The organism is Actinomadura nitritigenes (genome assembly GCF_017573545.1).
Classification (GTDB): domain Bacteria; phylum Actinomycetota; class Actinomycetes; order Streptosporangiales; family Streptosporangiaceae; genus Spirillospora; species Spirillospora nitritigenes.
Genome location: NZ_JAGEOK010000010.1, coordinates 243,634 through 269,728, shown reverse-complemented (window position 1 = coordinate 269,728; position 26,095 = coordinate 243,634). Strand labels below are relative to the sequence as shown.

Below are 26,095 nucleotides of genomic sequence, written 5' to 3'. Positions count from 1 at the left end.
AAGCGGGAGCCATTCTTGGCGGTCGAGGCTATGACCAGGGCATCACGTGCTCGGAGAGGGTTCATGGAGTCGCCTCCACAGCGTGCGTGCCGAGCTGCCGGCCGCTGCGTTCGGCCTGGGCTCGGGCCCAGCGCCCGGTCGAGATCAGGCCGAGCAGCACGGTCGCGATTCCGCAGCCGGCCAGAACGGCCAGGGCGATGCGACTCGACGCGACGAACCCGGCCGAGCCGGCCGCGACGATCGAGCCGCACACCGCCACGCCGATCGCGGCGCCGGTCTGGCGGCAGGTCGAGGCGATCGCTCCGGCGACCCCCGCCTGATCGCGCGGCATCCCGGAGAGGGCGGTGTTGGTGGTCGGGGTGCCGACCAGGCCGAACCCCGCGCCGAAGAGCAGATAGGCGAGCACGAGGTACCAGGCCCCCGTCTCGCGCCCGGCCCCGAGGAGCAGGCCCGCTCCTGCCGCCAGCAGCAGTCCGGCCAGCACGAGCGCCGGTCTGGGACCCCGGACGGCCACGATGCGCCCCGAGACCATCGCGCAGGCAGCCAGCGCGGCGGCCATCGGGATGGTGAGCAGCCCCGCGTGCAGGGCGCTGTAGCCGCGGACGTCCTGCAGGTAGAGGGTGTTGAGGAACAGGAACCCGCCCAGGGTCATGAAGGCGGCCAGCGCGATGACCGCCGCGCCCGAGAACGCCGGGCTGCGGAAGAGCCGGACGTCCACCAGCGGCTGGGCGCGTCGGGACTCGGTCACGACCAGCGCGACGAGCGAGACGGCGGCCAGGACGAGCAGCCCGATGATGAACGGCGAACTCCAGCCGTGCCGGGGGCCCTCGATGACGGCGGCCGTGACCGGCCCGAGGAAGGTGACGACGAGCAACTGGCCGAGGGGATCGAACCGCTTGCCGCGCGCCGCCCTGGACTCGGGGACGAACCTCTGGGCCAGGCAGACGGCCAGGACGCCGATCGGCACGTCGACCCAGAAGATGGACCGCCATCCGAGGCCGCTGACCAGCAGGCCGCCGAGCACGGGACCGCTCGCCCCGCCCAGTCCCGCCACCGCTCCCCACGCGCCCACGGCGCGGGCGCGCTCCTTCGGGTCGGTGAAGGTGGTGGCGATGATCGACATCGCGACCGGGTTCAGCATCGAGCCGCCCACCGCCTGGAGCGCGCGGAAGGCGACCAGGGCCCCGAGGGACGGCGCGACGCCGCACAGCAGCGAACCGAGCGAGAAGAATCCTAGTCCGATCTGGAACACCCGGCGCCGGCCGAACCGGTCGGCCAGCGAACCCGAGAACATCAGAAGGCACGCGATGACCAGCGTGTAGGCGTCGACCACCCATTGCAGGCCGCTGACGGGAGCGTGCAAGGCCTTCTGGATCGAGGGCAGCGCCACATTGGCGATCGTCGTGTCCAGCCCCGCCACGACCACGCTCAGGCAGCAGGTCAACAGCACGACGGTCCGCCCGCGCGGCGACAGCGTATGCGGAGGATCCACAGAAAGGTCGGCGACCATTTCCGTCTAGAATTGTTTCTCTACCGCAATTGCCATTGCCCCATGCGGCGACGCGTCACGTCCCATGCGGCGAGTGTAGAGAAGCCCGACGACATTTCGGCGGCGATGGCGTTCGCCGGGGTCAGGAGCGGAGGTAGGTGAGGACCGCCAGGACGCGGCGGTGCACGTCGGCGTCGGGCGGGAGGTCGAGCTTGGCCAGGAGGCCGTTGATGTGCTTGCCGACGGCGGCGGGCGACACCGTGAGCGCCTGGGCGATGGCGGCGTTGGAGTGGCCTTGGGCCATGAGGGCCAGCACCTCGCGTTCGCGCGGGGTGAGGCGGCGCAGCGGGTTGCGGCGGCGGCCCAGGAGGTGGCGGATCACCTCGGGGTCGATGACGGTGCCGCCCTCGGCGACCTGCCGCACGGCCCCGGCGAAGTCGGTGACGTCGATGACGCGGTCCTTCAGCAGGTAGCCGACCGCTCGGGCGTCGGTGGAGTCGAGCAGCTCGCCGGCCGAGGCCGTCTCGATGTACTGGCTGAGCACCAGCACGGGCAGATCCGGGTCGCGCTCGCGCAGGGCGATGGCGGCGCGCAGGCCGTCGTCGGTCTGGGTCGGCGGCATGCGCACGTCGGTGACGACGATGTCGGGCCCGTGCGCCTCGACCGCGGCGGTGAGCGCGGGCGCGTCCGCGACCGCCTCGACGACCTGGTGCCCGAACCGGGTGAGCACGGCGACCAGACCGTCACGCATCAGGGCGCCGTCCTCGGCGAGGACGACGCGGAGGTGACGGTCTCGCAGCATGGCATCTCCACGGTCAGCAGGGTCGGGCCCCCGGGCGGGCTGGACAGGGTGAGGGTGCCGCCGACGACCGCGAGGCGGTCCGACAGGCCGGTCAGCCCGCTGCCGGCGGCCGGGTCGGCGCCGCCGGCGCCGTCATCGCCGATCTCCAGGAGCAGGGTGTCGCCGCGGCGGTCGCCGGTGATCCAGGCGCGGCCGGCCTCGCTGTGCCGGACGATGTTGGCCAGCGCCTCGCAGACCACGAAGTACCCGGTGGCCTCCACCGGTGCGGGCAGCCGGCCGGTGAGGCCCAGGTCGAGGTCCACCGGTACCGGCGAGCGGTCCGCGGCGTCCTGTACCGCGGCGGCCAGCCCGTGCTGGGTGAGGACCTGCGGATGGATGCCGTGGATCAGCTCGCGCAGCTCGGTGAGCGCCAGCCGGGCCTGGCCGTGGGCGTGCGCGACGTGGTCGGCGGCGGGTCCCGGCGGCAGGTCGAGCAGCGCCAGCCCGAGGCTGGTGGCGACCGCGACCAGCCGCTGCTGCGCACCGTCGTGCAGGTCGCGCTCGATGCGACGGCGCTCGGCCTCGAAGGCGTCGACGAGCCGGGCGCGGGACCCGGCCACCTCCGCCAGAAGCCGCGCGGCCTCGTCCGGACGCGGCTCGAGCAGGCGCCAGGTCAGCGCCGCCCGCGCGGCCGCCGCCAAAGTGATCAGGTAGGCGCCGGCCACCAGCAGCACGATGCCGGCGGGCAGTGCCACCAGCGCCTGGGCGGGGGTGTGGATCGCGACGCCCGGCCACAGCCCGCGGCGGCCGCCCGACAGCACGGGCATCCACGCGGTGAGCAGCGCGACGGGCAGCGCGACCCCGACGGCGGCCACGGCCAGGTCGAGCGGCCACAGCACGGTGGCCAGCAGGACCGCGAAGCCCAGTTCCCGCCAGGTCGCGGCCTCGCGCACCCGGGTGGCCAGCCAGCCGCCCACGCCCGGACGGTCCGGGGGACGGTGCGGGTCGGCGATCGGCCCGGAGTCCACCAGGCGCAGCCGCCACCGCTCGAACGCGGCGACGGGCACGCCCGCGAAGGCCAGCGCCGCCAGCATCGGCAGCCCGATGACGGCCGAGGCGAGCGTCCCGCCGACGAGCAGCACCGCCGCGACGACGGTCAGCACGAGCGCGCCGGGCACCGAGCTGGTCACCAGGTACGCCAGGCTCCGCCACGGCCGGGCCGACGCCAGGAGGCTCCGCCGCCGCAGTGCGAGACCCCGCCGCCGCAGTGCCGTGATCGCCTCCATCGCGCCAGGATAGGGGCGGTTTCCGGGAGCCGCCCATCCGGCAGGGGTGAGGGCCGGGGGTAAGGCTGGGCCTACCCCCAACACGGTGGCACGGCTGATCGACCCGACCGCCGCCGGACCGGTTGCCTGGGGGCATGGACATCGTTCGGCTCACCGCGGTGAGCAAGACCTACGGGACGGGGCCCGGCGCCGTCACCGCCCTGGACGGGGTCACGCTGGGCTTGGCGGAAGGTTCGTTCACCGCCGTCATGGGCGCGTCGGGGTCGGGCAAGTCGACGCTGCTGCAATGCGCCGCGGGGCTGGAGAGGCCGACGGCGGGCGCGGTCTCGCTGGACGGCAGGGACCTGTCGCGGCTGCGCGAGTCCGCGCTGACCAGGTTGCGGCGCGAGACCATCGGGTTCGTCTTCCAGTCCTACAACCTGCTGCCCGCGCTGACCGCCGAGCAGAACGTCGGGCTGCCGCTGCGGCTGGCCGGGCACCGCCCCGACAAGCGCGCGGTGCGGGCCGCGCTGGACGCCGTCGGCCTCGGCGACCGAGCGCGGCACCGGCCCGCCGAACTGTCGGGCGGTCAGCAGCAGCGCGTCGCGATCGCCCGCGCCCTCGTCACCGCGCCGCGCGTGCTGTTCGCCGACGAGCCGACCGGAGCCCTGGACAGCGCGGCATCGCGCACCGTGCTCGGCGTCCTGCGGACGCTGGTCGCCGAGCACGGCCAGACGATCGTCATGGTCAGCCACGACCCGGTCGCCGCCGCGCACGCCGACCGCGTCGTGTTCCTGGCCGACGGCCGCATCGCCGGCACACTGGACGGTCCCGACGCGGTGACCGTCGCCGGGCGGCTGGCCCGGCTGGAGGGCGCGGCGGGCGCGGCGGCCGGGGAGGCGGCGGCATGCTGAGCGTCGCCGCCGCGGGCCTGCGCGCCCGCTGGGCCTGCCTCGCCGGACCGCTGGCCGCGCTCACCCTCGGCGTCGCGGTGATCGCCACGATGGCGCTGGTGCTCGGGGCCGCCTCCGACGACCCGCACCGGCTGCCGCGGCGGTTCGCCGCCGCCCCCGCCGTCGTCCAGGCCGACCCGGACCTGCGGCTGCGGGACCGCTACGGGACGCCGACCGCCGTCCCGTTCGCCGAGCAGCCCGCCCTGCCCGCCGCGGCCCTGGCCGCCTTCCCCGGCGCCGCGCTCGACCGCACCTTCCCCGCCCGGCTGCCCGGCGGGCCGTCCGACCAGGTCGGCCACGGCTGGTCCTCGGCCGCCTTCGCCCCCTACGCCCTGACCTCCGGCCGTGCCCCCGCACGTCCCGGCGAGATCGTCACGACCGCCGGCGGGCGGCCGGGGCAGCGGGTCCTCGTGCACGCCGCCGACCGGGACGGCCTCTACACCGTCGTGGGGACCGCGCGGGCTCCCGCGGGCGCGGCCGAGGTCGAGCACGCCGTCTTCTTCTCCGACGCCGAGGCCGCCCGGCTGTCGCCCCCGGTCGACGCGCTGGTGCCCGCCGGCCCGGCCGCCGCCCGGCGCGCCGCCGCCCTCCCCGGCGTGCGGGTCCTGACCGGCCGCGACCGGGCCTTGGCCGATCCCGGAGCGCTCCGCGACCGCGCGGACCTGGTCTCGCTGACCTCCTTCCTCGGCATCGCCGCTCTGCTGTCGGCCTCGGTGTCGCTGTACGTCACCGCCAGTGCCTTCGGGTTGTCGGTCGCGCGCCGCCGGCGCGAACTGGCGCTGCTGCGGACCCTCGGCGCGACGCCGCTGCAGGTCGTCCGGTCGGTCGGTGTCGAGGCGGTGCTGATCGGTGTGGCGGGATCGGCCGCCGGATGCGTGCTCGGCCTGGGCGGCGGGCCGCTGCTCGCACGCTGGCTCGCCCGGCACGCCATGGCCCCGTCCTGGTTCACCGTCCCGCGCACCACCGCGTGCACGGTGCCGCTGACGCTCGCGTTCGCCGCCGGTGTCGCGGTGGCGGTGCTGGCGGTGGTCGCCGCCTCCGTCCGGGCCGCGGCCATCCGTCCGGCCGAGGCACTGCGCGCGGCGGACGCCGAACCTCGCGGGACGGGGCTGCCCCGGCGACTGCTGGGCCTGGCCGCGCTCGGCTCCGGCGCGGTGCTGCTGCTCGGGGTGGCGGTGGTGATGCCGGACGCCGCCCTGGACCCCAAGACCGACGTCGAGATGGCGCTGCTGATCGTCGGCGGCGCGGTGCTGCTGGCCCCCGCCCTCCTCCCACCGCTGATCAGGGTGCTCGCCTGGCCGCTCACCCGCGGTGCCGGGCCGGGCGGCCTGCTGGCCCGCGAACGGGTGGCCGCCGGCTCCCGCCAGGCCGCCGCCACGGTCGCCCCCGTGATGATCACGCTGGGCCTCGCGCTGGCCGTCCTCGGCGCGACGGGCACCGTCCAGGCGGCCGAGGACCGCGGCCTGCGTCACCAGGCCGCGCCCGCCGACCTGGTCGTCCTGCCGTCCGGGGCCTCCGGGCTGCCCGCATCGCTGGTCGCCCGCGTCCGCGCCGTGCCGGGCGCGGCGGCGACCGCAGTCACCGACACCAGCGTGCTCGCCCGCGAACCCGCCCTGACACCGTTTCACCTGGAGGCGCCGGCGCCGGTCCCGTTCCCCGCCATCGCCGTCGACTCCCCGGCGGTGCTCGGACTGCGCATTCGCCAGGGCTCCCTGGACGGCTTGAACGACGCGACCGTGGCGCTCGACCGCTCGTGGCACAGGCACGTCGGGCAGACCGTCCGCCTGTGGCTCGCCGACGGCACCCCGGCGACCCTGCGGATCACCGCCGTGTTCGACGCCGAACCCGGCGGCCCGCGACTCGTCCTCGGCCCGCACCGCGGCGGCCGGGCCCGGCCCGCCCGCGCCTACGTGCGCGGCGACGCCACCGCGCTCGCCGCCGTGACGGCCGCGCTGGGTCCTGATCAGCGGTCCGCCGCCGAGGCCACGGTCGTCCCCGCCGCCCGGTGGGCCGGCGCCGTCACCGACCGGCAGGCGGAACAGACCCGCGTCGGCCTGCTGGTGATGATCGGCATCGCCGCCGCCTACGGCGCGATCGGCGCCGTCACCACGGCCGCCACGGCGATCTCGGGCCGGCGCGGTGAACTGGTCCTGCTCCGCAGGATCGGGACGACCCGCGGGCAGGCGTTCGCGTTCGTCTGCCAGGAGTACGCGCTGCTGGTGGCGGCCGGCGCGCTGACGGCCGCAGCCGCCGCGGGCATCGTGCTGGCCGGCGTGAGCGTGGCGGCCTGACCGCTCATCGCTCCCCCGGTGCGGGCCGGTGGTGCGGCCCTGCCTCGTGGACCACGATCGCCGTCTCCACCGAGGGGTAGATCGGGATGATCCGGGTGAAGCCGCTGGTCCGCAGGACCTGGCGGACGCGCTGGTTCACCGACGCGACGGCGAGTGCGCCCGCGTCGGCGGCGTGCTCGTCCGCTCCCGGCCGGCGCGGGTGTCTCAGGAGGTGGTGAACGCCGGCCAGCACGCTGAGGCCGTTGGAGTCGACGAACTCGACCCGGGCGAAGTCCAGGATGAGGTGGCCGGCGCCGTCGCCGATCAGTGCGGCCAGGTGACCGCGCAACTCGGCCGCGGAGGCGACGTCCAGCTCCCCCGTCAGGGTCACGATGGCCAGGCCGCCGCCCGCCGGCGCGAACCGGCTCTCCATGATCAAACCCACGGCCGTCACTCCCCGGGGTCGCTGCGAAGCGCGTGTCGCCCGGCGGTCTACCCGGCGGCGACCGGGGCACTCGCGGTCGGCGCAGAGAAGCCCGCTTTGTGATCTACGAAACTCTGTAGTGACCGAGGTAGATTTTCGAGAGAGCGGCGGGTATTGTTCCTGTCATCGAAGAGAGACGAGTCCATGAGAAGCGGCAGAGGACGAACTGCCGGAAGGTATGGATGACACCGGCCGGGCGTGCCGGGGCCAACGCAGTGCAAGGGGCTCCGGCAGCCGGCCGACCCGGTGGCCAACGGGCCGCCGGGAGCGATACAACGCAGGAAACAGCAGTACGCAAGGAAACACGCAGTACCGAGAAACGCAGTACAGGTAGTGATGTCGAGGAAAGGAGGGTTCGACGCCATCGGGATCGCCCGCTGCAGGCTCCAGTCACGCCGCGCGGGTACCGCAGTTCCACGGATTGGAAGGTGGTCTACGGTCACGCATCCGCGATCCCCGCGGTTCCACGGAGATCTGAGTGGTTCACGCGGAAGACCGGCTCTTCAGAGCCGGTAGATGGTGTTGTACCTTCGGGCCCCGGCGCCGCAGTCTGGCGCCGGGGCCCCCGTTTGTCGTCGCTGCCGACCAAGGGCAGTACGGAAGGTTCATGAAGTCATCCCAGCCGGCCAAGGCCGGCGACCGGCACGACCAGCACGACCCGCGAGCGACCGGGCAGGACGCCTCCGCCGGACTCGAGGACAAGTTCGACGACGAGGACTACCCCGCCTACAGCATGGGCCGCGCCGCCGAGATGCTGGGCGTCACCCCCGCGTTCCTGCGCAGCCTCGACAACGCCCGGCTGATCGTCCCGCAGCGCTCCCCCGGCGGGCACCGCCGCTACTCCCGCTACCAGCTGCGGCTGGCGCAGCGCGCCCGCGACCTGGTCGACGAGGGCACCCCGCTGGACGCCGCCTGCCGCATCATCATCCTCGAAGACCAGCTCGCCGAGGCCCAGCGCATCAACGCCCGGCTGCGGCGGGACCGCGATTCGCAGACCCCTCCCCCAGCACCTGGATGAGCGGCTTCACCGGCCCCTCGTGACCGGCGCACCACCGGCCGCCGCGGCGATGCCGCGCCGGCCGCGCCCGCGGGCGGGACAATCTACTATCGCTATAGTAGATTGTCGTGAACGGTCGGCAGGACACGTTTGCACCCGGCTGAGCAGCGCATATCCAGGCTGTGAACGCAGAGGACTCCCAGCGTGCAGACGATCCGCCGGCCGACCGCGTCCGGCCGGAGAGCCGGCCGGACGACCGTCGTCACCAGGGACCGGCGATGCCCTCACCTGAGAACCTCCCCCGCTCCGACTCCCCTCTCCTCAGCATCATCGTGCCCGTCTACGGGGTCGAGGGTTACGTCCGCCAGTGCCTCGAGTCGATCCTCGACCCGTCCGCCGCCGACCTCGAGGTCATCGCCGTAGACGACCGCTCGCCCGACAACTGCGGCGCGATCCTGGATGAGATGGCCGCGGCGGACCCCCGGCTCCGCGTCCGCCACCTGGACCGCAACACCGGGCTGGGGCAGGCCCGCAACACCGGGCTCGATATGGCGGCGGGAGAGTACGTCTGGTTCTTCGACAGCGACGACCACGCCACCGAGGGCGCCGTCCGCGCGGTCCTGGACCGGCTGGCGAAGACCCGGCCCGACGTGCTGCTCGTCGACCACGAGCGAGAGCTGTGGGACGGCACGCGCGTGCCGAACTCCGGCGGCCGCCACTTCCGGGAGCCGCCGGCGCCCCCGGTGTTCACCTGCGCGGAGCGCCCGGACGTCCTGCGGATCATGATGGCGGCCTGGAACAAGGTGATCCGCCGCGAGTACCTGCTCGGGCTCGGGCTCCGCTTCAGCCCCGGCTACTACGAGGACCTCAACGTCACGTTCCCGCTGCTGATGGCGGCCGGACGGCTGAGCCTGCTGGACCGGGTCTGCTACGTCTACCGGCAGCGCCGCTCGGGCGGCATCACCCGCAGCGCGAGCCGCCGCCACTTCGACGCCTTCGACCAGTACGAGCGGATCTTCGCGTTCATGGACGCCCATCCCGGCACCGAGCCGTTCCGCGGCCTGATGTTCGACCGGGTGATCGGCCACGCGCTGATGATCCTGGAACGGGAGGACCGGATCTCCCGGCCCGACCGCCGCGAGTTCTTCGGCCGGATCACCGCGTTCTCCCGGCGCCGCCGGCCGTCCGGGCACGGCGTTCCCGGCGGGCGGCTGAAGGCCGTGAAGTACCGGCTGATCGACCGGGGCGCCTACGCGCCGTACCGGCTGGCCGTCACGCTGACCAAGGTCCGGCGGCGCGCCGGCGCGCTGCCGCGGACGGCCGTGAGGTTCGCGCGGCGCGGCGGGCGCACGGGCAGGCGGCTGGCAGGCCGCCTCTACTACCGCGTGCAACTGCGCATGCCCATCGACGAGAACCTGGTGGTGTACGCCGCGTACTGGTACCGCGGCGTCGCCTGCAACCCGGCCGCCATCTACGAGAAGGCCGCGGAGATGGCGCCGCACCTGCGCGGCGTCTGGGTGGTGAAGCCCGGAGCCCGGGGCCCCGTCCCGGACGGCGTGGACACCGTGGCGCCCGGCACGCTGCGGTATCTGAGGGTGCTGGCGCGGGCCAAGTACCTCGTCAACAACGTCACGTTCCCGAACGCGGTCATCAAGCGTCCCGGGCAGGTGCACGTGATGACGCAGCACGGCACCCCGCTGAAGAAGATGGGGCTGGACCAGATGGACTTCCCCGTCGGCGCCAAGGGCCTCGACTTCAAGGCGCAGATCGCCCGCGCGGACCGCTGGGACTTTCTGCTGTCGTCCAACCCGCTGTCCAGCGAGGCCTGGCATCGCGGGTTCCCCTGCCGCTACGAGATGCTGGAGATCGGCTACCCGCGCAACGACCGGCTCGCGGCGGCGACCCCGGACGAGCGGGCCCGGCTGCGCGCCCGGCTCGGCGTCCCCGAGGGCAAGAAGGCGGTCTTGTACGCCCCGACGCACCGGGAGTACCGCAACGGCTACCGGCCCATGTTCGACGTCGACCGGTTCGCGCGCGAACTCGGCGACGAGTACGTCCTGCTCCTCCGCCCGCACTACTACTATCCGGCGGCGGACGACGGTCAGGACGACGACCGGGTCATGGACGTCTCCGGCCACCCGTCGGTCGAGGACCTCTGCATCGCCTCCGACGCGCTGCTGACCGACTACTCCTCGATCATGTTCGACTACGCCGTCCTGGAGGACCGCCCGATCGCCGTCCTCGCCAACGACTGGGAGACCTACCGGCTCACCAGGGGCGTCAACCTGGACATCACCGCCGCTCCGCCCGGCGTCCTCGCCCGCACCGAGGACGAGCTGATCGAGGCGTTCCGGACCGGCGCGCCGTGGAGCGACACGGCGGCCAAGGCCCGCGACGCCTTCCGCGCCCGGTTCTGCCCCTGGGACGACGGCCGCGCGGCGGAGCGCGCCGTGGAGAGGATCTTCCTCAGCGGGAGGTGACCCCCGCGACGAGGGGCAGGAAGAGCTCGTCGACGATCGACCGGATGCGTGCGGGCCTCACCGGCTCCAGGTCCATGAGCAGGTCGTGGCGCACCAGATCGAACGGCATGGCGAGCACGGCGGGAGGGATCCGTTCCAGGTCGATCTCGCCGCGGTCGTGGGCGCGCTGGTAGAGGGCCTGGACGCGGGAGACCCGCTGGTCGCCCAGGATGCGGTCGCGCGCCTGGGCGGGGGTGAGGCTGGTGCCGGCCAGCAGCCCCGAGAAGGCCGCGGCCGCGGTGACGGCGAAGAAGGCGGCACGGGCCTCGCCCATGCCGGTCAGCGCGGCGAGGAGGTCGCCGCGCAGGGTGCCGGTGTCGGGGACATCGACCGGGTGACTGTTCCGGTAGTGCTCCAGCGCGGCGAGCACGAGCTCGTCCTTGTTGGCCCAGCGGCGGTACAGCACGGCGATGCCGGTCCCGGCGCGGGAGGCGACGGACTCCATGGTCAGCTTCGCGTAGCCGGCCTCGGCCAGCTCGGCCCAGGCCGCGTCCAGCAGCGCGGCCTCGAGCGCGGGCCCGCGCCGGCGTTGGCGCGAGGGCGTGCCGCCGGTTGTGGTCACGCCTCCAGTATAAGGAAGGTTTGCATTCCTTAGCGAACCGCGCGTACCGTCTTAAGAGATGAATACCTCTCTTAACGAGACGATGGTGGAGACCCCCGAAGCGACGCTGTCACCGCAGACGAGGGCCGCGCTGCTGGCGCTGCTCGTCGGCGGGATCGCCGCGATCCTCGACTCGACGATGGTGACGCTGGCGATCCGCACGCTGGCGGTGAAACTGCACTCGACCGCCGGCACGATCCAGTGGGTCACCACCGGCTTCCTGCTGGCGATGGCCGTCGCGATCCCGGTCACCGGGTGGGCCGAGCGCCGCTGGGGCGGCAAACGGGTGTGGATGGCCGCGCTGATGCTGTTCGTGCTCGCCTCGGTGCTGTGCGCGGTGGCGTGGAACGACGCCGCCCTGATCGGCTTCCGGGCGCTGCAGGGCTTCGGCGCCGGGCTGATCTTCCCCCTGATGCAGACGCTCGCGGTGCGAGCGGCGGGCGGGCGGGTCGGCAGCCGGCTGATGGCGGCCGTCAGCCTGCCGATCGCGCTCGGCCCGATCCTCGGCCCGGTGATCGGCGGGGTCGTCCTCAACTGGCTGAGTTGGCGCTGGCTGTTCCTCATCAACGTGCCGCTGATCGCCGCCGGGCTGCTGCTGGCGCGGCGCTTCCTGCCCGACGACCGCCCCGCGTCCCCGGACGGCCGCGCCCGCCTGGACTGGATCGGGCTGGCGCTTCTCGCGCCGGCGCTGGCGGGCATCCTGCTCGGCCTCTCGCGGCTGTCCGAGGACGGCGGGATCGGCCACGCCGGGGTGCTGGCGCCGCTGTCGGCCGGGGCCGTCCTGCTGGCCGCGTTCATCGCCTGGGCCGCCCGGCCGGACGGGCGGCAGACGATCGTCGACATCCGGCTGCTGCGCCTGCGGTCGCTCGGCAGCGCCTCCACGGTGCTGTTCACCGCCGGCGCGGCGATGTACGCGGGCATGTTCCTGCTGCCGCTCTACTACCAGCAGCTGCGCGGCGGCAGCGTGCTGGACGCCGGGCTGCTGCTGATCCCGCAAGGCGTCGGCGCGCTCGCCTCGCGCTTCGCCGTCGGCGGGCTGGTCGACCGGTTCGGAGCGCGCGCCGCGACCATCGCGGGCTTCCTCCTCGCCGCCGTCGCCACCGTCCCGTTCGCGCTCGCCGGGCCGCACACGGACCCGTGGTGGCTGGGAGCCGTGCTGCTGGTCCGCGGCCTGGGCATCGGGGCGGTGCTGATCCCGCCGATGTCCGTCGCCTACCAGGACACCCGGCCGGCGGACGTCCCGCACGCCACCATGAACACCCGCATCGCCCAGCAGGTCGGCGCCTCGTTCGGCACCGCGATCGTCGCCGTCGCCCTCCAGTCGCTCCTCGGCCGCGGCGCGACCGCCGCCTTCCACGGCGCCTTCTGGTGGGCGATCGGCATCACCGTCGCCGCGGTCGTCCCCGCCCTCGCCCTCCCGGCGGCCAAGCCGGCGAATCACTGACATCGACGCGGCGGAAGGCCCGCCCCCGGCGAGCCGCCGACGGATCGCCTGACCGACTTGCGGACGGTCCTAAGGTGGCCGGATGGGGTTCGAGGATCGCTTGGAGGCGCACCGGGTCGAGCTGACCGCCCACTGCTACCGGATGCTCGCCTGCGCGGCCGAGGCCGAAGACGCCGTCCAGGAGACCTTCGTGCGGGCCTGGAAGAACGCCGACCGGTTCGACGAGGGCCGGGCCGGGCTGCGCACCTGGCTGTACCGGATCGCCACCAACGTCTGCCTCGACATGGCCCGCGCCGTCCAGCGGCGCGCGCTCGCGATGGATCTCGGCCCGGCCGCGTCCGTCGGGAGCGCGCTCGGCGCGCCGCTGGACCCCGGCGCGTTCGTGCGGCCGGTCCCCGACCGGCTCGTGCTGCCGTCCGACGGCGACCCGGCCGAGCTCGCCGTCCGGCGCGACACGGTCAGGCTGGCGTTCGTCGCCGCCCTGCAGTCCCTGCCGCCGCGCCAGCGGGCGGTCCTCATCCTGCGCGAGGTGCTGAGCTGGTCGGCCGAGGAGACGGCCGCGCTGCTCGGCAGCAGCCCCGCGGCGGTCAACAGCGCCCTGCAACGCGCACGCGCGACCATGTCCGGACGGCGCGCAGCGGCCGGGGGCGGTGAGATCGACGAGGACCTGCTCGACCGGTACGTGACGGCGTTCACCTCGTACGACGTCGACGGCCTGGTGGCGCTGCTCCACCGGGACGCCACCATGTCGATGCCGCCGTTCGCCTGGTGGCTCCGCGGCCGGGAGGCGATCCGCACGGCCCTGCTCGGCGCGGGCGGAGCGTGCGCCCGCGACCGGCTGGTCCGCACCGCGGCCAACGGGTCGGCCGCCTTCGCGCAGTACCGGGACGGGCGGGCGTTCGGCCTGGTCCTCATCGACGTCCGTGACGGGCTGGTCACCGCCATCACCACCTATCTCGACACCTCGCTGTTCCCGATGTTCGGACTGCCGATGACTCCGGAGCCGCCGTCCCGTATGTAGTGCATGACCGACACCGTTCACATGTGGCATGCCGAGCACGGCACAGGCTCACCCGTGGTGCTGCTGCACGGCGGGATGACCGACGGCCGCTGCTTCACCGGCAACCTCGACGGCCTCGCCGACGCCTTCCGCGTCTACCGGCCCGACCGGCGCGGCCACGGGCGCACGCCCGACGCGCCCGGCCCGATCACCATCGATGTCATGGCGCGCGACACGATCGCGTTCCTGGACCGGGTGGTCGGCGGCCCCGCCCGCCTGGTGGGCTACAGCGCCGGCGGCAGCGTGGCCCTGCGGGCCGCGATACTCCGTCCCGACCTGGTCGAACGCCTCGTCCTGATCAGCACGGCCTACGACGTCGACGGGATGATCTTCAAACCGTCGGCGGACGGGCCGATGCCGCCACCGATCGTCGACGCCTACGCCGAGGTGTCCCCCGACGGCCGCGACCACTTCCCCGTCGTCGTCCGGAAGATCGCGGACGCGGCCGCGACCGAGCCGGCCCCCGACCCGTCCGACCTGCGCGCGGTGACGGCCCGCACCCTGGTCCTGGCGGGGCGACGACGACCTCGTCACGCTCGACCACACGATCGCGCTCTACCGGGCGCTGCCCACCGCCGAACTGGCCATCGTGCCCAACGCCAGCCACCTGCTGTTGATGGAGCACCCCGAAACGGTGCGCGCCATGGTCCGGACCTTCCTGGCCACCGACCCCGCCCCGACCTACATGCCCATCTCCCGCGCCGCCCCTGACCGAACGGTGTAGATGCCCTGGGCATCATGGCCGGCGACCCGGCGCGGCAGTGGCTAGGAGACGGCTTCCAGCGGCAGGCCGGTGCCGCGCCAGGTGGCCGCCAGTTCCTCGATCGGCACGTCGAGCGCCTCGCCGAGGCAGACGATCGTGCCGAATCCGGGGGACGGCAGCCGTCCGGTCTCGATCTTGCGCAGGGTCTCCGGCGAGATGCCGGCCGCGTCCGCGACCTCCGCGAGGTCGCGTCCTCCTCGCGCGCGGCGCAGCAGGGCGCCGAGGCGCCTGCCGGCCTCGATCTGCTCCGGTGTGAGCGGTTGGCGGACCATGCCCCCAGGATAGGGTTGGTATTACTATACCGGCAAGTGCTAAGGTCGCGGTATAGTAATACCAGCACCCTGTGACGTGAGGTACTCGTGATCGAACTGAAGACGCCGGCGGAGATCGAACGCATGCACGCGGCCGGGCGTTTCGTCGCCGAGGTGCTCTCCGAGATCGGCCGCGTCGCCGACGTCGGCGTGAACCTGCTGGACCTGGAGCACCACGCGCGCGGCATGATCAAACGGCGCGGCGCGGAGTCGTGCTACTGGGACTACGCGCCGTCGTTCGGCCGCGGCCCGTTCCGCAACGTCATCTGCCTGTCGGTCAACGACGCCGTCCTCCACGGCCTCCCCCACGACTACACGCTGCGCGACGGGGACGTGCTCAGCGCGGACATCGCCGTCGGCGTCGACGGCTGGGTGGCCGACTCCGCGCGCACGGTCATCGTCGGCACCCCCGCCGAGGAGGACCTGCGGATCGTCCGCGCCACCGAGGAGGCGCTGGAGGCGGGGATCGAGGCGGCGCGTCCGGGCAACCGCCTGGGCGACATCTCGGCGGCCATCTGGGAGGTGGTCAGCGGCTACGGCTACCCGGTCAACACCGAGTTCGGCGGCCACGGCATCGGCCGCACCATGCACGAGGAGCCCCACGTCTCCAACAAGGGCCGGGCGGGCCGCGGCATGACGCTCCGCCCGGGGCTGACCCTCGCGCTCGAGCCCTGGCTCGCCCGGACGACCGACCGGATCGTCTACGACCCCGACGGCTGGACCATCCGGTCGGCCGACGGCTCGCGCACGGCCCACTCCGAGCACACGGTCGCCATCACCGAGGACGCTCCCCTGGTGCTCACCCGGCGCGAATCGGAGAACCCGGGCGGCTGATCCCGCCGGACGGCGGCCGGGCGGGAGCGAGGGGCCGTCGTGATCGGCACCGGGACGGGGACGAGCGCGGGTCCCGGTGCCGGCGCCCCTCTGTCCGGTATGCGGGAAGATGGCAGCATGCGATCACCGACGGCCGCCGACGGCACCGGCGAGGACGGCACCGGCCGGTACCGGCGGCGCACGGCGCGGGTCCTGCTCGTGGACGCCGCCGAGCGCGTCCTGCTGTTCCGGTTCCCGCGCGTCCACCGCAAGCCTAAGGCGGGCCACTGCTGGATCACCCCCGGCGGCGGCGTCGATGGCGGCGAGACCCTCGCGGAGGCCGCCGCCCGCGAACTCCTCGAGGAGACCGGCCTGGTGGCCGCGCCCGCCGACCTGGGCCCCACCGTCGCCTTCTCGTCCGGGTACGCCGACTTCCCCGGATGGATGCGCGGCATGTTCCGCGACGACTACTTCCTGTACCGGACGGCCGCGACCGACATCGACACCACCGGGTTCACCGCCGTGGAGCGCCGCGCCATCAGCGAGTACCGCTGGTGGCCTATCGCCGAACTGGAGAACGCGCCCGAACCCGTCTACCCGCTGCGGCTGGCCGCCTTGCTCACCGCCCTGCTCACCGGCCCCGGCGGCAGCGAGCCCACCCGGCTCCCCTGGCACCACCCGTAATCGGGGGCCGGGCCCCGAAGAGCCGCGGGACCGAGGGCACGATGCCTGGAAAGTCATAGCGACATAGCAATATTGATCTTCGACATGATGCCTCGCACGTCATAGCGTTCCCTTGTGCGAGAGACGCACATCGAGCGTGAAGGAGGGGTCGACGTGCTGACACCCACGCTGCGCGAGGCCGAAGAGGCCGAGATCCGCGGGCAGATCGACAAGATCGTCGACGGGCTCCGCGCGAAGGATCTCGATGCGCTGAAGCGGCCCTACGCGCCGGGCATCGTGTCCTTCGACATCGAGCCGCCGCTGCGGCATGAGGGGCTGGACGCGAAACTCGGGAACTGGGCGAGAGTGTTCGCGGTCTTCGACGATGTCACGTACGAGGTTCGCGACCTGGCGCTCACCGTCGGCGACGGGGTGGCGTTCGGGCACGCCTTCGCCCGTCTCGGCGGCACGCTCAAGGACGGGACGGCGGTGGACGGCATGTGGGTCCGGGTCACCTACTGCCTCCAGAAGATCGACGGGGTCTGGCTGATCGTGCACGATCAGGTCTCGGTGCCGCTCGACGTCTCGACCGGCAAGGGCGTGGTCGACCTCGAACCCTGACCGCCCGCGGCGGTGCACGCGTCGGCGCGGTCCGGGCTGCGGCGTTCGAGGAGGACGACGTCGCGCCAGCGGCCGTGGTGGCGGCCGATCCTCTCGCGGGTGCCGACGGTGCGGAAGCCGGCCCGGGCGTGCAGGCGGAGGCTGGCGGCGTTGTCGGGGAAGACGCCGGACTGGACGGTCCAGATGCCGGCGGTCTCGGTGGAGTCGATGAAGGCGCGCAGCAGCGCCGAGGCGAGGCCGCGGCCGTGGTGGCCGGGGTGGACGTAGACGCTGTGCTCGACGACCCCGGCGTACACGCACCGGTCGGAGACGGCGGAGGCGGCGATCCATCCCAGCACCGTCCCCGTCTCCGCGTCGGTGATGACGTACCGGTGGCCGGGCAGTCTGGCGCGGTCGAACCGCTCCCAGCTCGGTGCGCTGGTCTCGAAGCTCGCATCGCCGGTGTCGAGGCCGGCCTGGTAGATCTCCAGGACGCGGGCGGCGTCCTCGGAGCGCATGGGCCGGATGAGCGTGCCGGGCGGGGACGCCGGCTTCGCGGCCTGCACGATCGCCGAGTGCAGACCGGGCGCCGCTTGGTGGTTCGCCGTGACGGTGGCGGTGGTGAATCCCGCGGCGAGCAGGTGGCGGCGGTACTCCTCGACGGTGAGGGTGCCGGCGGGGCAGCCGGCGTCCTTTTCGACGGCCGCGCGCATGCCGGGGTCGAGGCCGGCCTCGGCGACGATGTCACTGACGCCGAAGCGGCCGCCGGGGCGCAGGACGCGGAAGGCCTCGGCGAGCACGCGGGCCTTGTCGGCGGCGAGGTTGATGACGCAGTTGGAGATGACCACGTCCACGGTGGCGTCGTCGAGCGGGACGTGCTCGATGCGCCCGTGCAGGAAGCGGGCGTTTCCAACGCCGGCCTTGCCGGCGTTGGCGCGGGCGAGGGCGAGCATGTCCTCGCTGGCGTCCAGGCCGTAGGCGGTCCCGGACGGGCCGACGCGGCGGGCCGACAGCAGCACGTCCAGGCCGCCGCCCGACCCGAGGTCGAGCACGGTCTCGCCGGGTCGCAGGTCGGCGACGGCGAGGGGGTTGCCGCAGCCCAGGCTCGCGCGCAGCGCCGCCTCGGGCACCTCGTCCTCGGCCCGGTAGGCGGCGGCGCCGAAGCACGAATCGCCGTCCCCGCCGTCGTTCCGCGGCGCGTCGCCGGCCAGGGCGGCGCGGGCGCGGGCGGAGTAGCGGGCGATGATGGCGTCGGTGGCGGGCGTGCCGCCGGTGCCGGAGTCGGGCATCAGTCGTCTCCTTCGGACGGGCAGGTCGGCGCGGCCGGCGCGGGACGTCCCATGACGAGGTCGGCGGCCGTGGGGAAGCACTCCACGCACGCGGTGTTGATCCGGTAGAAGCGGGAGGTCCCGTGCTGGTCGACCAGCACGAACCGGACCTCGGCCAGCACCTTGAGGTGCGCGGACACGGTCGACTGCCCGACGTGGACGGCGTCGACGATCTCGCCGACGCTCATCGCCCGTCCCTGCCGGGCGAGCAGGGACACGATCTGGACGCGGGTCGGGTCCGCCAGCGCCTTGAACCAGGACGCGTACTCGGTCGCCGTCGGCCGGTCGAGCGGCCCTTTCGCCTCATTCATCGTTAATCGACGATAGACGATGAAGCGGCTCCGGGAAAGGCCCTGAAGCGGATGCTCCCGATCTGCCCGGACGCCGCGCCTACCCGGGAGGCGGCTGGGCGGCGGTGCGGCGGCGCAGGATCAGCCATCGTCCTGCCAGGCCGATCGCGAACATGGCCACCCCGGCCACGACCGACGGCCAGGGCAGGGTGGCGACCAGGACGAGGCATCCGCCGGCACCGAGCAGGTTGAGCGGGCGCGGCCAGCGGCGGTCGGACGCGGGCTGGGTGAACGCCGAGGCGTTGGCGATGGCGTAGTAGACGAGGACGCCGAACGAGGAGAAGCCGATCACGCCGCGCAGGTCGACGGTGGCCGCGAGCGCGCTGACCACGACCGCCACGGCGATCTCGGCGCGGTGCGGGACCCGGTGGCGGGGATGGACGGCGGCGAGCCGGCCCGGCAGGTCGCGGCGGCGGGCCATGGCCAGGCCGGTGCGCCCGATGCCCGCGATCAGCGCCAGCAGCGCGCCCAGCGCCGCCAGCGCGCCGCCCGCCCGCACCACCGGCGTCAGGGCGCCGGCGCCCGCGGCGTCGAGGGCGGTGGCCAGCGGCGCGGTCGCGGAGGCGAGCCGGTGCGGCCCGGCGGCCAGCAGCGCCGCGATCCCGACGACCAGGTAGACCACCACGGTGATGAACAGCGCGATCGGGATCGCGCGGGGAATGGTGCGGCGCGGGTCGCGGACCTCCTCGCCCATGGTGGCGATGCGGGCGTACCCGGCGAACGCGAAGAACAGGAGGCCGGCGGCCTGCAGGACGCCGTAGGCGCCGCCGGTGCCGAGCGACGACCAGCCGCCCAGCCGCGCGGTGCCGGCGTGGCCGCCCGCCGCGATGCCCGCGACCACGACGGCCAGGGCGATCAGGCTGGCGGAGACGAGCACGCGGGTGAGCAGGACGGTCTTGGTCACTCCGCGGTAGTTGAGCGCGGCCAGCCCCAGCACGGCCGCGACGGCCACGGCGCGCTGCGCCCACCAGGGCCCGGGCACGGCGTAGGAGGCGAAGGTGAGCGCCATCGCGGCGCACGAGGCCGTCTTGCCGACCACGAAGCCCCATCCGGCGGTGAAGCCCCACCAGTCGCCGAGCCGTTCGCGGCCGTAGACGTAGGTGCCGCCGGACGTCGGGTAGGCGGCCGCCAGCTGCGCGGAGGCGACCGCGTTGCAGTAGGCGATCACGGCGGCGATCACCAGCCCGAGCAGCAGGCCCGTCCCGGCGGCGCGCGCGGCCGGGCCGAACGCGGCGAACACCCCCGCCCCGATCATCGACCCGAGCCCGATCACCACCGCGTCGCCGGTCCCCAGCCGGCGCGCGAGGGCCTCGCCGCCGGGCGGTGGCGCCGCCGTCCCGGCGGCGCCGGGTTCCGGGCGTGGTCCAGACGGCATCGCCACTCCCCCGCTATTCCATCAAACTGGTTTGATGTATCGTCTCGAGCGTGGTGCCACCGAGTCAAGCCGCCCCGGGCCACGGCGCACCCGGCGCGGGCCGGGCCGCCGGAACGGGTCACGACGTACCGGAGTTCGTGCGCCTGGCAGCCCATCCGGTGCGCTGGCGGCTGCTGACCGCTCTCAGCGCCGGCGACCTGCGGGTTCGGGAACTGATGGCGCGGGTCGACGCACCGCAGAACCTGGTGTCGTACCACCTGCGGCTGCTGCGCGAGGGCGGCCTCGTCGCCGCCACCCGCAGCAGCTTCGACGGCCGCGACAGCTACTACCGCCTCGACCTGGACCGCTGCGCGCAGACCCTCGCCGCGACCGGGGCGGCCCTGCACCCGGCGCTGCGCGGCCTCGCCGCGTCCCCGGCGCTCCCGGACGCCGGGCCGCGCCGCCCCCGGTGCGGGGTGCTGGTGGTGTGCACGGGCAACAGCGCGCGCTCACCGATCGCCGAGGCGCTGCTCCGCCACCACTCCGAGGGACGCGTGGACGCGATCAGCGCCGGCACCCGTCCCAAACCCGCCCTGCATCCCGGCGCGGTGCAGGTCCTGCGCGAGACGTACGGCATCGACATCGCCGGCCGGCGGCCCCGCCATCTGGACACCCTGGACGGCCGCCGGTTCGACTACGTGATCACCCTGTGCGACAAGGCCCGGGAGGTCTGTCCCGAGTTCGACGGCCCTACGCGGCGGATCCACTGGAGCGTCCCCGACCCCGCCGCCCCGTCCGATCCCCCCGGCCCGGACGGCCGGGGCCGCGAGGCCGAGGAAGAGGCCGAGGAGGCCGCCTTCGCCCGCACGGCCGCCGACATAGACACGCGCGTCCGCTACCTGCTGCCCGTCCTCGCTCTCGCATCGGAGGCTCGCCCATGACGACACCCGACCAGTACGCCGGCGTCCGCTACCTCGTCGACGACGTCCAAGCGGCCATCGACTTCTACACCGGCCACCTCGGCTTCACCCTCCACCACAGCGCCGCGCCGGCCTTCGCCGACGTGGTCCGCGGACCGCTGCGTCTGCTGCTGTCCGGCCCCGCCAGTTCCGGCGCCCGCGCCACCCCCGCCGACTACGCCGGCGCCGGCCGCAACCGCATCCACCTGATCGTCGACGACCTGGACACCGAGATCGCCCGCCTGCGCGCGGCCGGCGTCGCGTTCCGCGGCGACGTCGTCTCCGGCCCGGGCGGGCGCCAGATCCTGCTCAGCGACCCCGCCGGCAATCTCGTCGAGGTGTTCCAACCCGCGGCACGGCCCGCCGCATCGCGCCCCTGACCCGCCACTGCCGCCATCAACGGCACCCGGCACCGCCGGGCCGCGCTGCCCGGCCGGTGCCGGGCAGCGCGGTCATCCGCCGACCGGCCGGTGGGCGGTGCCGAGAATCTGCGGAGTGGCGGGGAACGGCATGCCGGTGTCCGACCGCTGGAGCATCGCGATGTCGTCGATGACGAACCCGGCGTCGGCGATCGCCGCGGCGGTGTCGCGGCTCGCGTGGCAACCGCCGCTGACGATCGGCCATACGGTGGCGTCCGCGAGGCGCTGCATGCGCCGGCGGGCGGCCTCGTCGGCCCGGACGTGCTCGAAGAACCGGAGTTGCCCGCCGGGGCGCACGACGCGGAAGAGCTCGGCGAGGGCGGTCGCCGGGTCGGGCACCGTGCACAGCACCAGGCAGGCCACGACGGCGTCGCAGGACCCGTCGCCGGCGGGCAGCCGGTCGGCGAGGCCGTCGACGACCTCGACCGGCACCGGCGCCCGCCTCGCGGCGGCCGTGGCGACGCGGCGCAGGTGGGCCTCCGGCTCGACGGCCAGGACGCCGGTGACCTCGGCGGGATAGTGATCGAAGTTGGCGCCGGCCCCGGCCCCGACCTCCAGAACGCGTCCGGACAGGCCGTGCAGCAGCCTCGTCCTGTACCGGGCGAGGCCGTGCTCCATCAGCGGTGACATGCGCGCATAGAAGCGCGCGAAGATCGGATGCCGCACAGGCGACGGCGATCCCGGTCCGGACATCGTTCGCTCCCATCGGGTCCTCGCTGAACGGCCCCGTCCCTCCCCACTATGCCGGGTGCCGCTGGACGCGACGGTCTCCGCGTCTACTCGGCGGGCGGGGCGAGGCCGGTGAAGGCGAGGTCGACGATGGCGTTGATGTGGTCGGTGTCGGCCGTGCGGGGAGTGAGCAGCCGCCGGTAGTAGGCGGCGCCGTAGAGCAGTTCGGTGACGAGGTCCGGATCGGCGTCGGCGCGGACCTGGCCTTCGCGCTGCGCGATCCTGATCCGGTCGGCGGCGGCGCCCGCCAGGTGACCGATGAAGCTGTCCCACAGGGCCCGGTGGATCTCGGGATCGTGCTGGGCCTCGCCGATCAGCGCGCGGTAATGGGGGAAGACGTCCGGGTCCCCGAGGATGCGCGAGGCCGCCGCCATCTGGGTCTTGATGTCGGCGACGAAGTCGCCGGTGTCGGGGAAGGTCGCGTCCGTCCGCCAGGTGGTCAGCAGCCCGTCCAGCAGCACGGCGGCCTTGGACGGCCACCAGCGGTAGATCGTGTTCTTGCCGACGCCGGCGCGGGCGGCGATGCCCTCGATGCTGAGCTTGCGGTACCCCACCTCCCGGCACAGCTCCATGGCGGCCTGGACGACGGCTTTTGCCGCCTCTTCGCTGCGGCGATCGGGACGTCTGGGGGACATGGGCCCAGCATACCGAACAGGCGATACGGAACGTTCCGTGTTGACTTGGTCCACGGGCCCCGTCATGCTGAAGCGGCACGGAACGGTCCGTGCCGCCGGAAAAGGAACAAGGGCCGATGAAGGTTGAGATCACCCACGACATCGCCTGCAGCTGGTCCGCGCTCGGCTTCGCCCGCTTCCGCCGGGCGGCCGAGGAGCACCGGGCCGGCGGCGGCGCGCTGACGGTGGTCTTCAGGCCGTACCAGACGGCGGCCCGCTCAGCGGGGACGCCGCAGAACGGCGGCCCGTCTCCGCTCGCGTCCACCGCGCGCGCCCAGCAGACCGTGCGGGCGGCGGCGGCCGACGGGCTGGTGATGAGACCGGACCGGATCGTGCCCGCCGACACCTCCCGCGCCCACCGGCTCATCGCACGGGCGGCCGCGCACGGCAGGGCGGAGGACATGGCCGCCCGCCTGTACCGCGCCCACTTCACCGACGGCCTGGACATCGCGGACGCGAGCGTGCTGCGGGACCTGGCGTCCGCCCTCGGCGTGCCCTGGGACGCCGGGAAGAACGCTGATCGGCCCCACCCGGAACCCGCGCCGCCCGGCCCGCGAGTGCCGGTCTTCCGCTTCCCCGACGGAACCGTCCTCGTCGGGGCGGTGTCGCTCGCGGCGCTGCGGGGCGAACTGAGGCGCGCGGCCATGCGCACCGCCGCCGCCTGACTCCGGAGGGGCACGGCACAGCCCGGCGCAGCCCGGCCCAGCCCGGCCCAGCCCGCGCCACCGGTGACGACGTGCGTCCGCGTCTCGCCCGAGCCCGCGGCGGCGCCGCACGCGGAGCGAGCACGTGCGCCGCGGCCGGGAACATTCTCAGATCGCTCCGATCCGAGCGATGAGTTCGCTCGGCCCGCCCGGTCTCTCCTTACGAACACCGCGCCTCGTACGAAGAGAAAGGGCAAGCGCATGACCATCTCCGGCTACACCACCGCTCCGTCGACGACCGCCACGACCTCGTCCCGCACCGTCCCGCTGTGGCGCACCGGCGGGCTCGCCGCCGTCGCCGCCGCGCTGGCCACGACGAGCATCGCCGCCGTCGCCGACGGCGCGGGGATGTCCCTGGACATCAGCGGCGAACCGATCCCGCTGCTCGGCTTCACCCAGATGACCCTTCTGTGCTCAGCGATCGGCATCGTCCTGGCCGTGGCGCTGCGGCGCTGGGCCGCGACCCCCAAGCGCACGTTCCTGGCGGTCACCGCCGCTCTCACGGCGCTGTCGGTCGTGCCCGACCTCCTCGTCTCGGCGGCACCGTCGACCCGGGCGCTCCTCATGCTGACCCACCTGGTGGCCGCGGCGATCGTCGTCCCGCTCGTCGCCGGCCGCCTGCCCGCCGCCCGCACCCGCTGACACCCCGGGAATGCCGCGTCCGCGACCCGGCCCCCACGAGCCCCATCACCCGGCAGGGAGATGGGGCCTGCGGCCGTTGACGCGCGCCGAGTTCGTCCTGACGGGTCAGGGACCAGGAATCAGGCTGGCGACGACGTCGATGTGCTCGATGGTGGGCGGCTCGGCGAACAGGTCCGCGCCGGCGGCGCGCAGGGCCGGCAGGTTGGCCTCCAGGTGGGCCCGGCGGTCGGCGTCGTCGGCGAACGCGTCGTAGATCGCGAACGTCGTCGGCCCGAGCCGTAGCGCGAACCAGACGACGGCCTTCCCCTCCTTCCGCACGATCTCCACCACGTCCTTGAACCTCTCCTCCACCTCGTCGGCCTTGTCCGGCCGGGCCTCGACGCGGATGAACAGTCCCACGGTGACCATCGGAGCACCCCTTACTTCTGTAGTGATCGTTTAAAAAGTACGCTACTCCACATCTGTATCGATCGCTATAGAATGCGTGGCATGAGAACGGGACGCCCCCGGTCGTTCGACCGCGACCGGGCACTGGACGACGCGATCGCCGTGTTCTGGGAGCACGGCTACGACGCGACCTCGGTCTCCATGCTCACCAAGGCGCTCGGCATCGGCGCGCCCAGCCTGTACGCGGCCTTCGGCGACAAGCGCGCCCTGTTCGTCGAGGCCCTCGACCGGTACCTGGGCACCTACGCCGCGTTCACCCGGCGCGCGCTGGCCGAGGAGGCCGGCGCCCGCGACGCCGTCCGGCGCCTGCTGCACGAGGCGGCCGCCGCCTACACCCGGCCCGGCCTCCCGCACGGCTGCATGCTGATCAGCGCGGCCACCAACTGCTCCCCGCAGTCCGCCGACGTCGCCGCCCACCTGCGCGAGCTGCGCAACGCGGGCGCCCGCGCGCTCGAAGACACCTTGCAGGCAGCCGTCCTGGCCGGCGAACTCCCCGCGCATACCGACGCCCGCGCCCTCGCCACCTTCTATGCCGCCGTCCTGCAAGGCATGTCCGCCCAGGCCCGTGACGGCGCATCGCGGAGCGACCTGGAGCAGATCGCCGACACGGCGCTCCGGACCTGGCCCCACTCCGGCCGGTCGTGACGGCGGGAGCACCCGCGTCGGTCAACGTACCGAGGGCGACGGTCCTCCCGGCTCGCCCTGACCCGGCTCGGTAGAAATACCGAAACAAGGAAAAGGCCCCAGAAGTGCGATGAATGCCGGGTTACAGTCGCATTGCCGCGAGAACCGCACGGCGGCGGGGGACTTCCCCGGCTCTCGGGAGCGGGCACGACGACCACGAATTCGCGCGGCGGGGGGAAAGACATGCTGGGTCGTGAATACGGCGGTGAACAGGCGAATCTCACCGCGGAGCAAATCGCGTCGCTGACGATAGAGGGACGTGGCGGCCGGCCACGGGAAGCGGGGAATCCCGACGTCGTCCTCGGGGCGTCCATTCACGAGGGGGTGTGGGTATCGGCGAAGACCGGGCAGCCGATCCACGTGCGCATGGATCTGCCGGGCTCCGCCGCCGGCGCCCGGATGCCGCGTCCCACCGCACGGGTGTTCACCGGTGCCGCCGCCGACACCGACGTCGTCGCCTTCACGACCGCCGACGGCGCGGCATGGCTCGCGGTCGCCCACGGGCCAGGCGCTCCGACCCGGTTCGGGTTCACGATCGCGCTGCCGGAGGGGATGGCCCTGGAGCCGATGCCGTCCGGCGGGCTCGACTTCATGCATCCGCACTACGGCGCGACCGTCGGCAGGCTCTACAGGCCATGGGCGAGCGATGCGATGTTCCGCCCCTTGCCCGCGGAGTACCACGTACGGGAACCGGCGGTCCTGACGGTGAACGTGGACGCCGCCGGCGCGTCGTACCCGTTCGTCGTCGGCGTCGTCTACGGCGCCTCGCCACGCTGACCACCGTCAGCCGGC

Annotated in this window: 28 protein-coding genes; 16 read left to right on the top strand and 12 right to left on the bottom strand. The window is 73.8% G+C overall.

Annotated features, from left to right (window positions below):
- Positions 1 to 61: 61 nt before the first annotated feature.
- From J4557_RS17820 to J4557_RS17810, 3 genes are all read right to left on the bottom strand, one after another.
- Positions 62 to 1,450, bottom strand: coding sequence for an MFS transporter (locus J4557_RS17820; RefSeq protein WP_307799942.1), 1,389 nt, complete (start codon positions 1,448 to 1,450; stop codon positions 62 to 64).
- 181 nt (positions 1,451 to 1,631) lie between these two features.
- A complete protein-coding gene (locus tag J4557_RS17815) occupies positions 1,632 to 2,291 on the bottom strand; it encodes a response regulator (protein WP_208267770.1) in 660 nt (219 codons plus the stop codon).
- Positions 2,240 to 3,556: a sensor histidine kinase gene (locus J4557_RS17810; protein ID WP_208267768.1), complete on the bottom strand. Its 1,317-nt coding sequence runs from the start codon at positions 3,554 to 3,556 to the stop codon at positions 2,240 to 2,242. Before J4557_RS17810 ends, J4557_RS17815 begins: the two co-directional genes overlap by 52 nt.
- 134 nt (positions 3,557 to 3,690) lie before the next feature.
- Between J4557_RS17810 and J4557_RS17805 the strand changes: the two genes are divergently transcribed.
- Together J4557_RS17805 and J4557_RS17800 are read left to right on the top strand one after the other, a co-directional pair.
- The gene (locus J4557_RS17805; protein ID WP_208267766.1) at positions 3,691 to 4,449 is read left to right on the top strand and encodes an ABC transporter ATP-binding protein; all 759 of its coding nucleotides are present in this window, start codon (positions 3,691 to 3,693) and stop codon (positions 4,447 to 4,449) included.
- On the top strand, positions 4,443 to 6,779 hold the full coding sequence (locus tag J4557_RS17800) for an FtsX-like permease family protein (protein ID WP_208267765.1): 2,337 nt from the start codon (positions 4,443 to 4,445) through the stop codon (positions 6,777 to 6,779). The genes J4557_RS17805 and J4557_RS17800 overlap by 7 nt, the downstream gene beginning before the upstream one ends.
- 4 nt (positions 6,780 to 6,783) lie before the next feature.
- On the opposite strand, the gene J4557_RS17795 is transcribed toward J4557_RS17800, so the two are convergent.
- A complete protein-coding gene (locus tag J4557_RS17795) occupies positions 6,784 to 7,203 on the bottom strand; it encodes an STAS domain-containing protein (protein ID WP_208267763.1) in 420 nt (139 codons plus the stop codon).
- Between the two features lie 772 nt (positions 7,204 to 7,975).
- Between J4557_RS17795 and J4557_RS17790 the strand changes: the two genes are divergently transcribed.
- A complete protein-coding gene (locus J4557_RS17790; protein WP_243775957.1) occupies positions 7,976 to 8,260 on the top strand; it encodes a MerR family transcriptional regulator in 285 nt (94 codons plus the stop codon).
- A 257-nt stretch (positions 8,261 to 8,517) separates the two neighbouring features.
- Positions 8,518 to 10,719 (top strand): bifunctional glycosyltransferase/CDP-glycerol:glycerophosphate glycerophosphotransferase, encoded by a 2,202-nt coding sequence (locus J4557_RS17785; RefSeq protein ID WP_208267759.1) that lies wholly within the window; start codon positions 8,518 to 8,520, stop codon positions 10,717 to 10,719.
- Here J4557_RS17785 and J4557_RS17780 read toward each other — a convergent pair.
- Positions 10,706 to 11,320 (bottom strand): TetR/AcrR family transcriptional regulator, encoded by a 615-nt coding sequence (locus tag J4557_RS17780; protein ID WP_208267757.1) that lies wholly within the window; start codon positions 11,318 to 11,320, stop codon positions 10,706 to 10,708. The genes J4557_RS17785 and J4557_RS17780 overlap by 14 nt on opposite strands.
- A gap of 58 nt (positions 11,321 to 11,378) precedes the next feature.
- Here J4557_RS17780 and J4557_RS17775 point away from each other — a divergent pair, with 58 nt between their 5' ends.
- From J4557_RS17775 to J4557_RS17765, 3 genes are all read left to right on the top strand, one after another.
- Positions 11,379 to 12,803, top strand: a complete 1,425-nt coding sequence (locus J4557_RS17775; RefSeq protein WP_208267755.1) for an MDR family MFS transporter — start codon at positions 11,379 to 11,381, stop codon at positions 12,801 to 12,803.
- An 82-nt stretch (positions 12,804 to 12,885) separates the two neighbouring features.
- A complete protein-coding gene (locus J4557_RS17770; RefSeq protein ID WP_208267753.1) occupies positions 12,886 to 13,824 on the top strand; it encodes a sigma-70 family RNA polymerase sigma factor in 939 nt (312 codons plus the stop codon).
- Between the two features lie 3 nt (positions 13,825 to 13,827).
- A complete protein-coding gene (locus J4557_RS17765) occupies positions 13,828 to 14,574 on the top strand; it encodes an alpha/beta fold hydrolase (RefSeq protein ID WP_243775907.1) in 747 nt (248 codons plus the stop codon).
- A gap of 54 nt (positions 14,575 to 14,628) precedes the next feature.
- On the opposite strand, the gene J4557_RS17760 is transcribed toward J4557_RS17765, so the two are convergent.
- Positions 14,629 to 14,898 (bottom strand): helix-turn-helix domain-containing protein, encoded by a 270-nt coding sequence (locus tag J4557_RS17760; protein ID WP_208267751.1) that lies wholly within the window; start codon positions 14,896 to 14,898, stop codon positions 14,629 to 14,631.
- An 87-nt stretch (positions 14,899 to 14,985) separates the two neighbouring features.
- On the opposite strand from J4557_RS17760, the gene map reads away from it, so the two are divergent.
- The 3 genes from map (at position 14,986) to J4557_RS17745 (ending at position 17,034) form a co-directional block, all read left to right on the top strand.
- Positions 14,986 to 15,771, top strand: a complete 786-nt coding sequence (gene map, locus J4557_RS17755) for a type I methionyl aminopeptidase (protein WP_208267749.1) — start codon at positions 14,986 to 14,988, stop codon at positions 15,769 to 15,771.
- 117 nt (positions 15,772 to 15,888) lie between these two features.
- Entirely contained in the window at positions 15,889 to 16,434 is a 546-nt protein-coding gene (locus J4557_RS17750) for an NUDIX hydrolase (protein ID WP_208267747.1), read from the top strand.
- A 153-nt stretch (positions 16,435 to 16,587) separates the two neighbouring features.
- Positions 16,588 to 17,034 carry a YybH family protein gene (locus tag J4557_RS17745; protein WP_307799928.1) on the top strand — a complete coding sequence of 149 codons (447 nt, stop codon included), beginning with the start codon at positions 16,588 to 16,590 and terminating at the stop codon, positions 17,032 to 17,034.
- On the opposite strand, the gene J4557_RS17740 is transcribed toward J4557_RS17745, so the two are convergent.
- From J4557_RS17740 to J4557_RS17730, 3 genes are all read right to left on the bottom strand, one after another.
- Positions 16,974 to 18,302 (bottom strand): GNAT family N-acetyltransferase, encoded by a 1,329-nt coding sequence (locus J4557_RS17740; protein WP_208267745.1) that lies wholly within the window; start codon positions 18,300 to 18,302, stop codon positions 16,974 to 16,976. The two genes, J4557_RS17745 and J4557_RS17740, sit on opposite strands and share 61 nt — an antisense overlap.
- Positions 18,302 to 18,652, bottom strand: coding sequence for an ArsR/SmtB family transcription factor (locus J4557_RS17735; RefSeq protein WP_208267743.1), 351 nt, complete (start codon positions 18,650 to 18,652; stop codon positions 18,302 to 18,304). The genes J4557_RS17740 and J4557_RS17735 overlap by 1 nt, the downstream gene beginning before the upstream one ends.
- A 79-nt stretch (positions 18,653 to 18,731) precedes the next feature.
- The gene (locus tag J4557_RS17730) at positions 18,732 to 20,066 is read right to left on the bottom strand and encodes an APC family permease (protein ID WP_208267741.1); all 1,335 of its coding nucleotides are present in this window, start codon (positions 20,064 to 20,066) and stop codon (positions 18,732 to 18,734) included.
- A 50-nt stretch (positions 20,067 to 20,116) separates the two neighbouring features.
- On the opposite strand from J4557_RS17730, the gene J4557_RS17725 reads away from it, so the two are divergent.
- Positions 20,117 to 20,986, top strand: coding sequence for an arsenate reductase/protein-tyrosine-phosphatase family protein (locus tag J4557_RS17725; RefSeq protein ID WP_307799926.1), 870 nt, complete (start codon positions 20,117 to 20,119; stop codon positions 20,984 to 20,986).
- Positions 20,983 to 21,384, top strand: a complete 402-nt coding sequence (locus tag J4557_RS17720; RefSeq protein WP_208267739.1) for a VOC family protein — start codon at positions 20,983 to 20,985, stop codon at positions 21,382 to 21,384. The genes J4557_RS17725 and J4557_RS17720 overlap by 4 nt, the downstream gene beginning before the upstream one ends.
- A 72-nt stretch (positions 21,385 to 21,456) precedes the next feature.
- On the opposite strand, the gene J4557_RS17715 is transcribed toward J4557_RS17720, so the two are convergent.
- Together J4557_RS17715 and J4557_RS17710 are read right to left on the bottom strand one after the other, a co-directional pair.
- Complete coding sequence (locus tag J4557_RS17715; protein ID WP_243775906.1) at positions 21,457 to 22,053, bottom strand: class I SAM-dependent methyltransferase; 597 nt, start codon at positions 22,051 to 22,053, stop codon at positions 21,457 to 21,459.
- A gap of 146 nt (positions 22,054 to 22,199) precedes the next feature.
- Complete coding sequence (locus J4557_RS17710; protein ID WP_208267735.1) at positions 22,200 to 22,787, bottom strand: TetR/AcrR family transcriptional regulator; 588 nt, start codon at positions 22,785 to 22,787, stop codon at positions 22,200 to 22,202.
- Positions 22,788 to 22,903: 116 nt separating this feature from the next.
- Here J4557_RS17710 and J4557_RS17705 point away from each other — a divergent pair, with 116 nt between their 5' ends.
- Positions 22,904 to 23,491, top strand: coding sequence for a DsbA family oxidoreductase (locus J4557_RS17705; protein ID WP_208267733.1), 588 nt, complete (start codon positions 22,904 to 22,906; stop codon positions 23,489 to 23,491).
- Positions 23,492 to 23,731: 240 nt separating this feature from the next.
- Positions 23,732 to 24,172, top strand: a complete 441-nt coding sequence (locus tag J4557_RS17700) for a DUF6069 family protein (RefSeq protein WP_208267726.1) — start codon at positions 23,732 to 23,734, stop codon at positions 24,170 to 24,172.
- A gap of 105 nt (positions 24,173 to 24,277) precedes the next feature.
- On the opposite strand, the gene J4557_RS17695 is transcribed toward J4557_RS17700, so the two are convergent.
- Entirely contained in the window at positions 24,278 to 24,580 is a 303-nt protein-coding gene (locus J4557_RS17695; protein ID WP_208267724.1) for a putative quinol monooxygenase, read from the bottom strand.
- Positions 24,581 to 24,661: 81 nt separating this feature from the next.
- Here J4557_RS17695 and J4557_RS17690 point away from each other — a divergent pair, with 81 nt between their 5' ends.
- Together J4557_RS17690 and J4557_RS17685 are read left to right on the top strand one after the other, a co-directional pair.
- On the top strand, positions 24,662 to 25,264 hold the full coding sequence (locus J4557_RS17690; protein ID WP_208267723.1) for a TetR/AcrR family transcriptional regulator: 603 nt from the start codon (positions 24,662 to 24,664) through the stop codon (positions 25,262 to 25,264).
- Between the two features lie 405 nt (positions 25,265 to 25,669).
- A complete protein-coding gene (locus J4557_RS17685; protein ID WP_208267721.1) occupies positions 25,670 to 26,080 on the top strand; it encodes a hypothetical protein in 411 nt (136 codons plus the stop codon).
- The last annotated feature ends 15 nt before the right edge of the window (positions 26,081 to 26,095 follow it).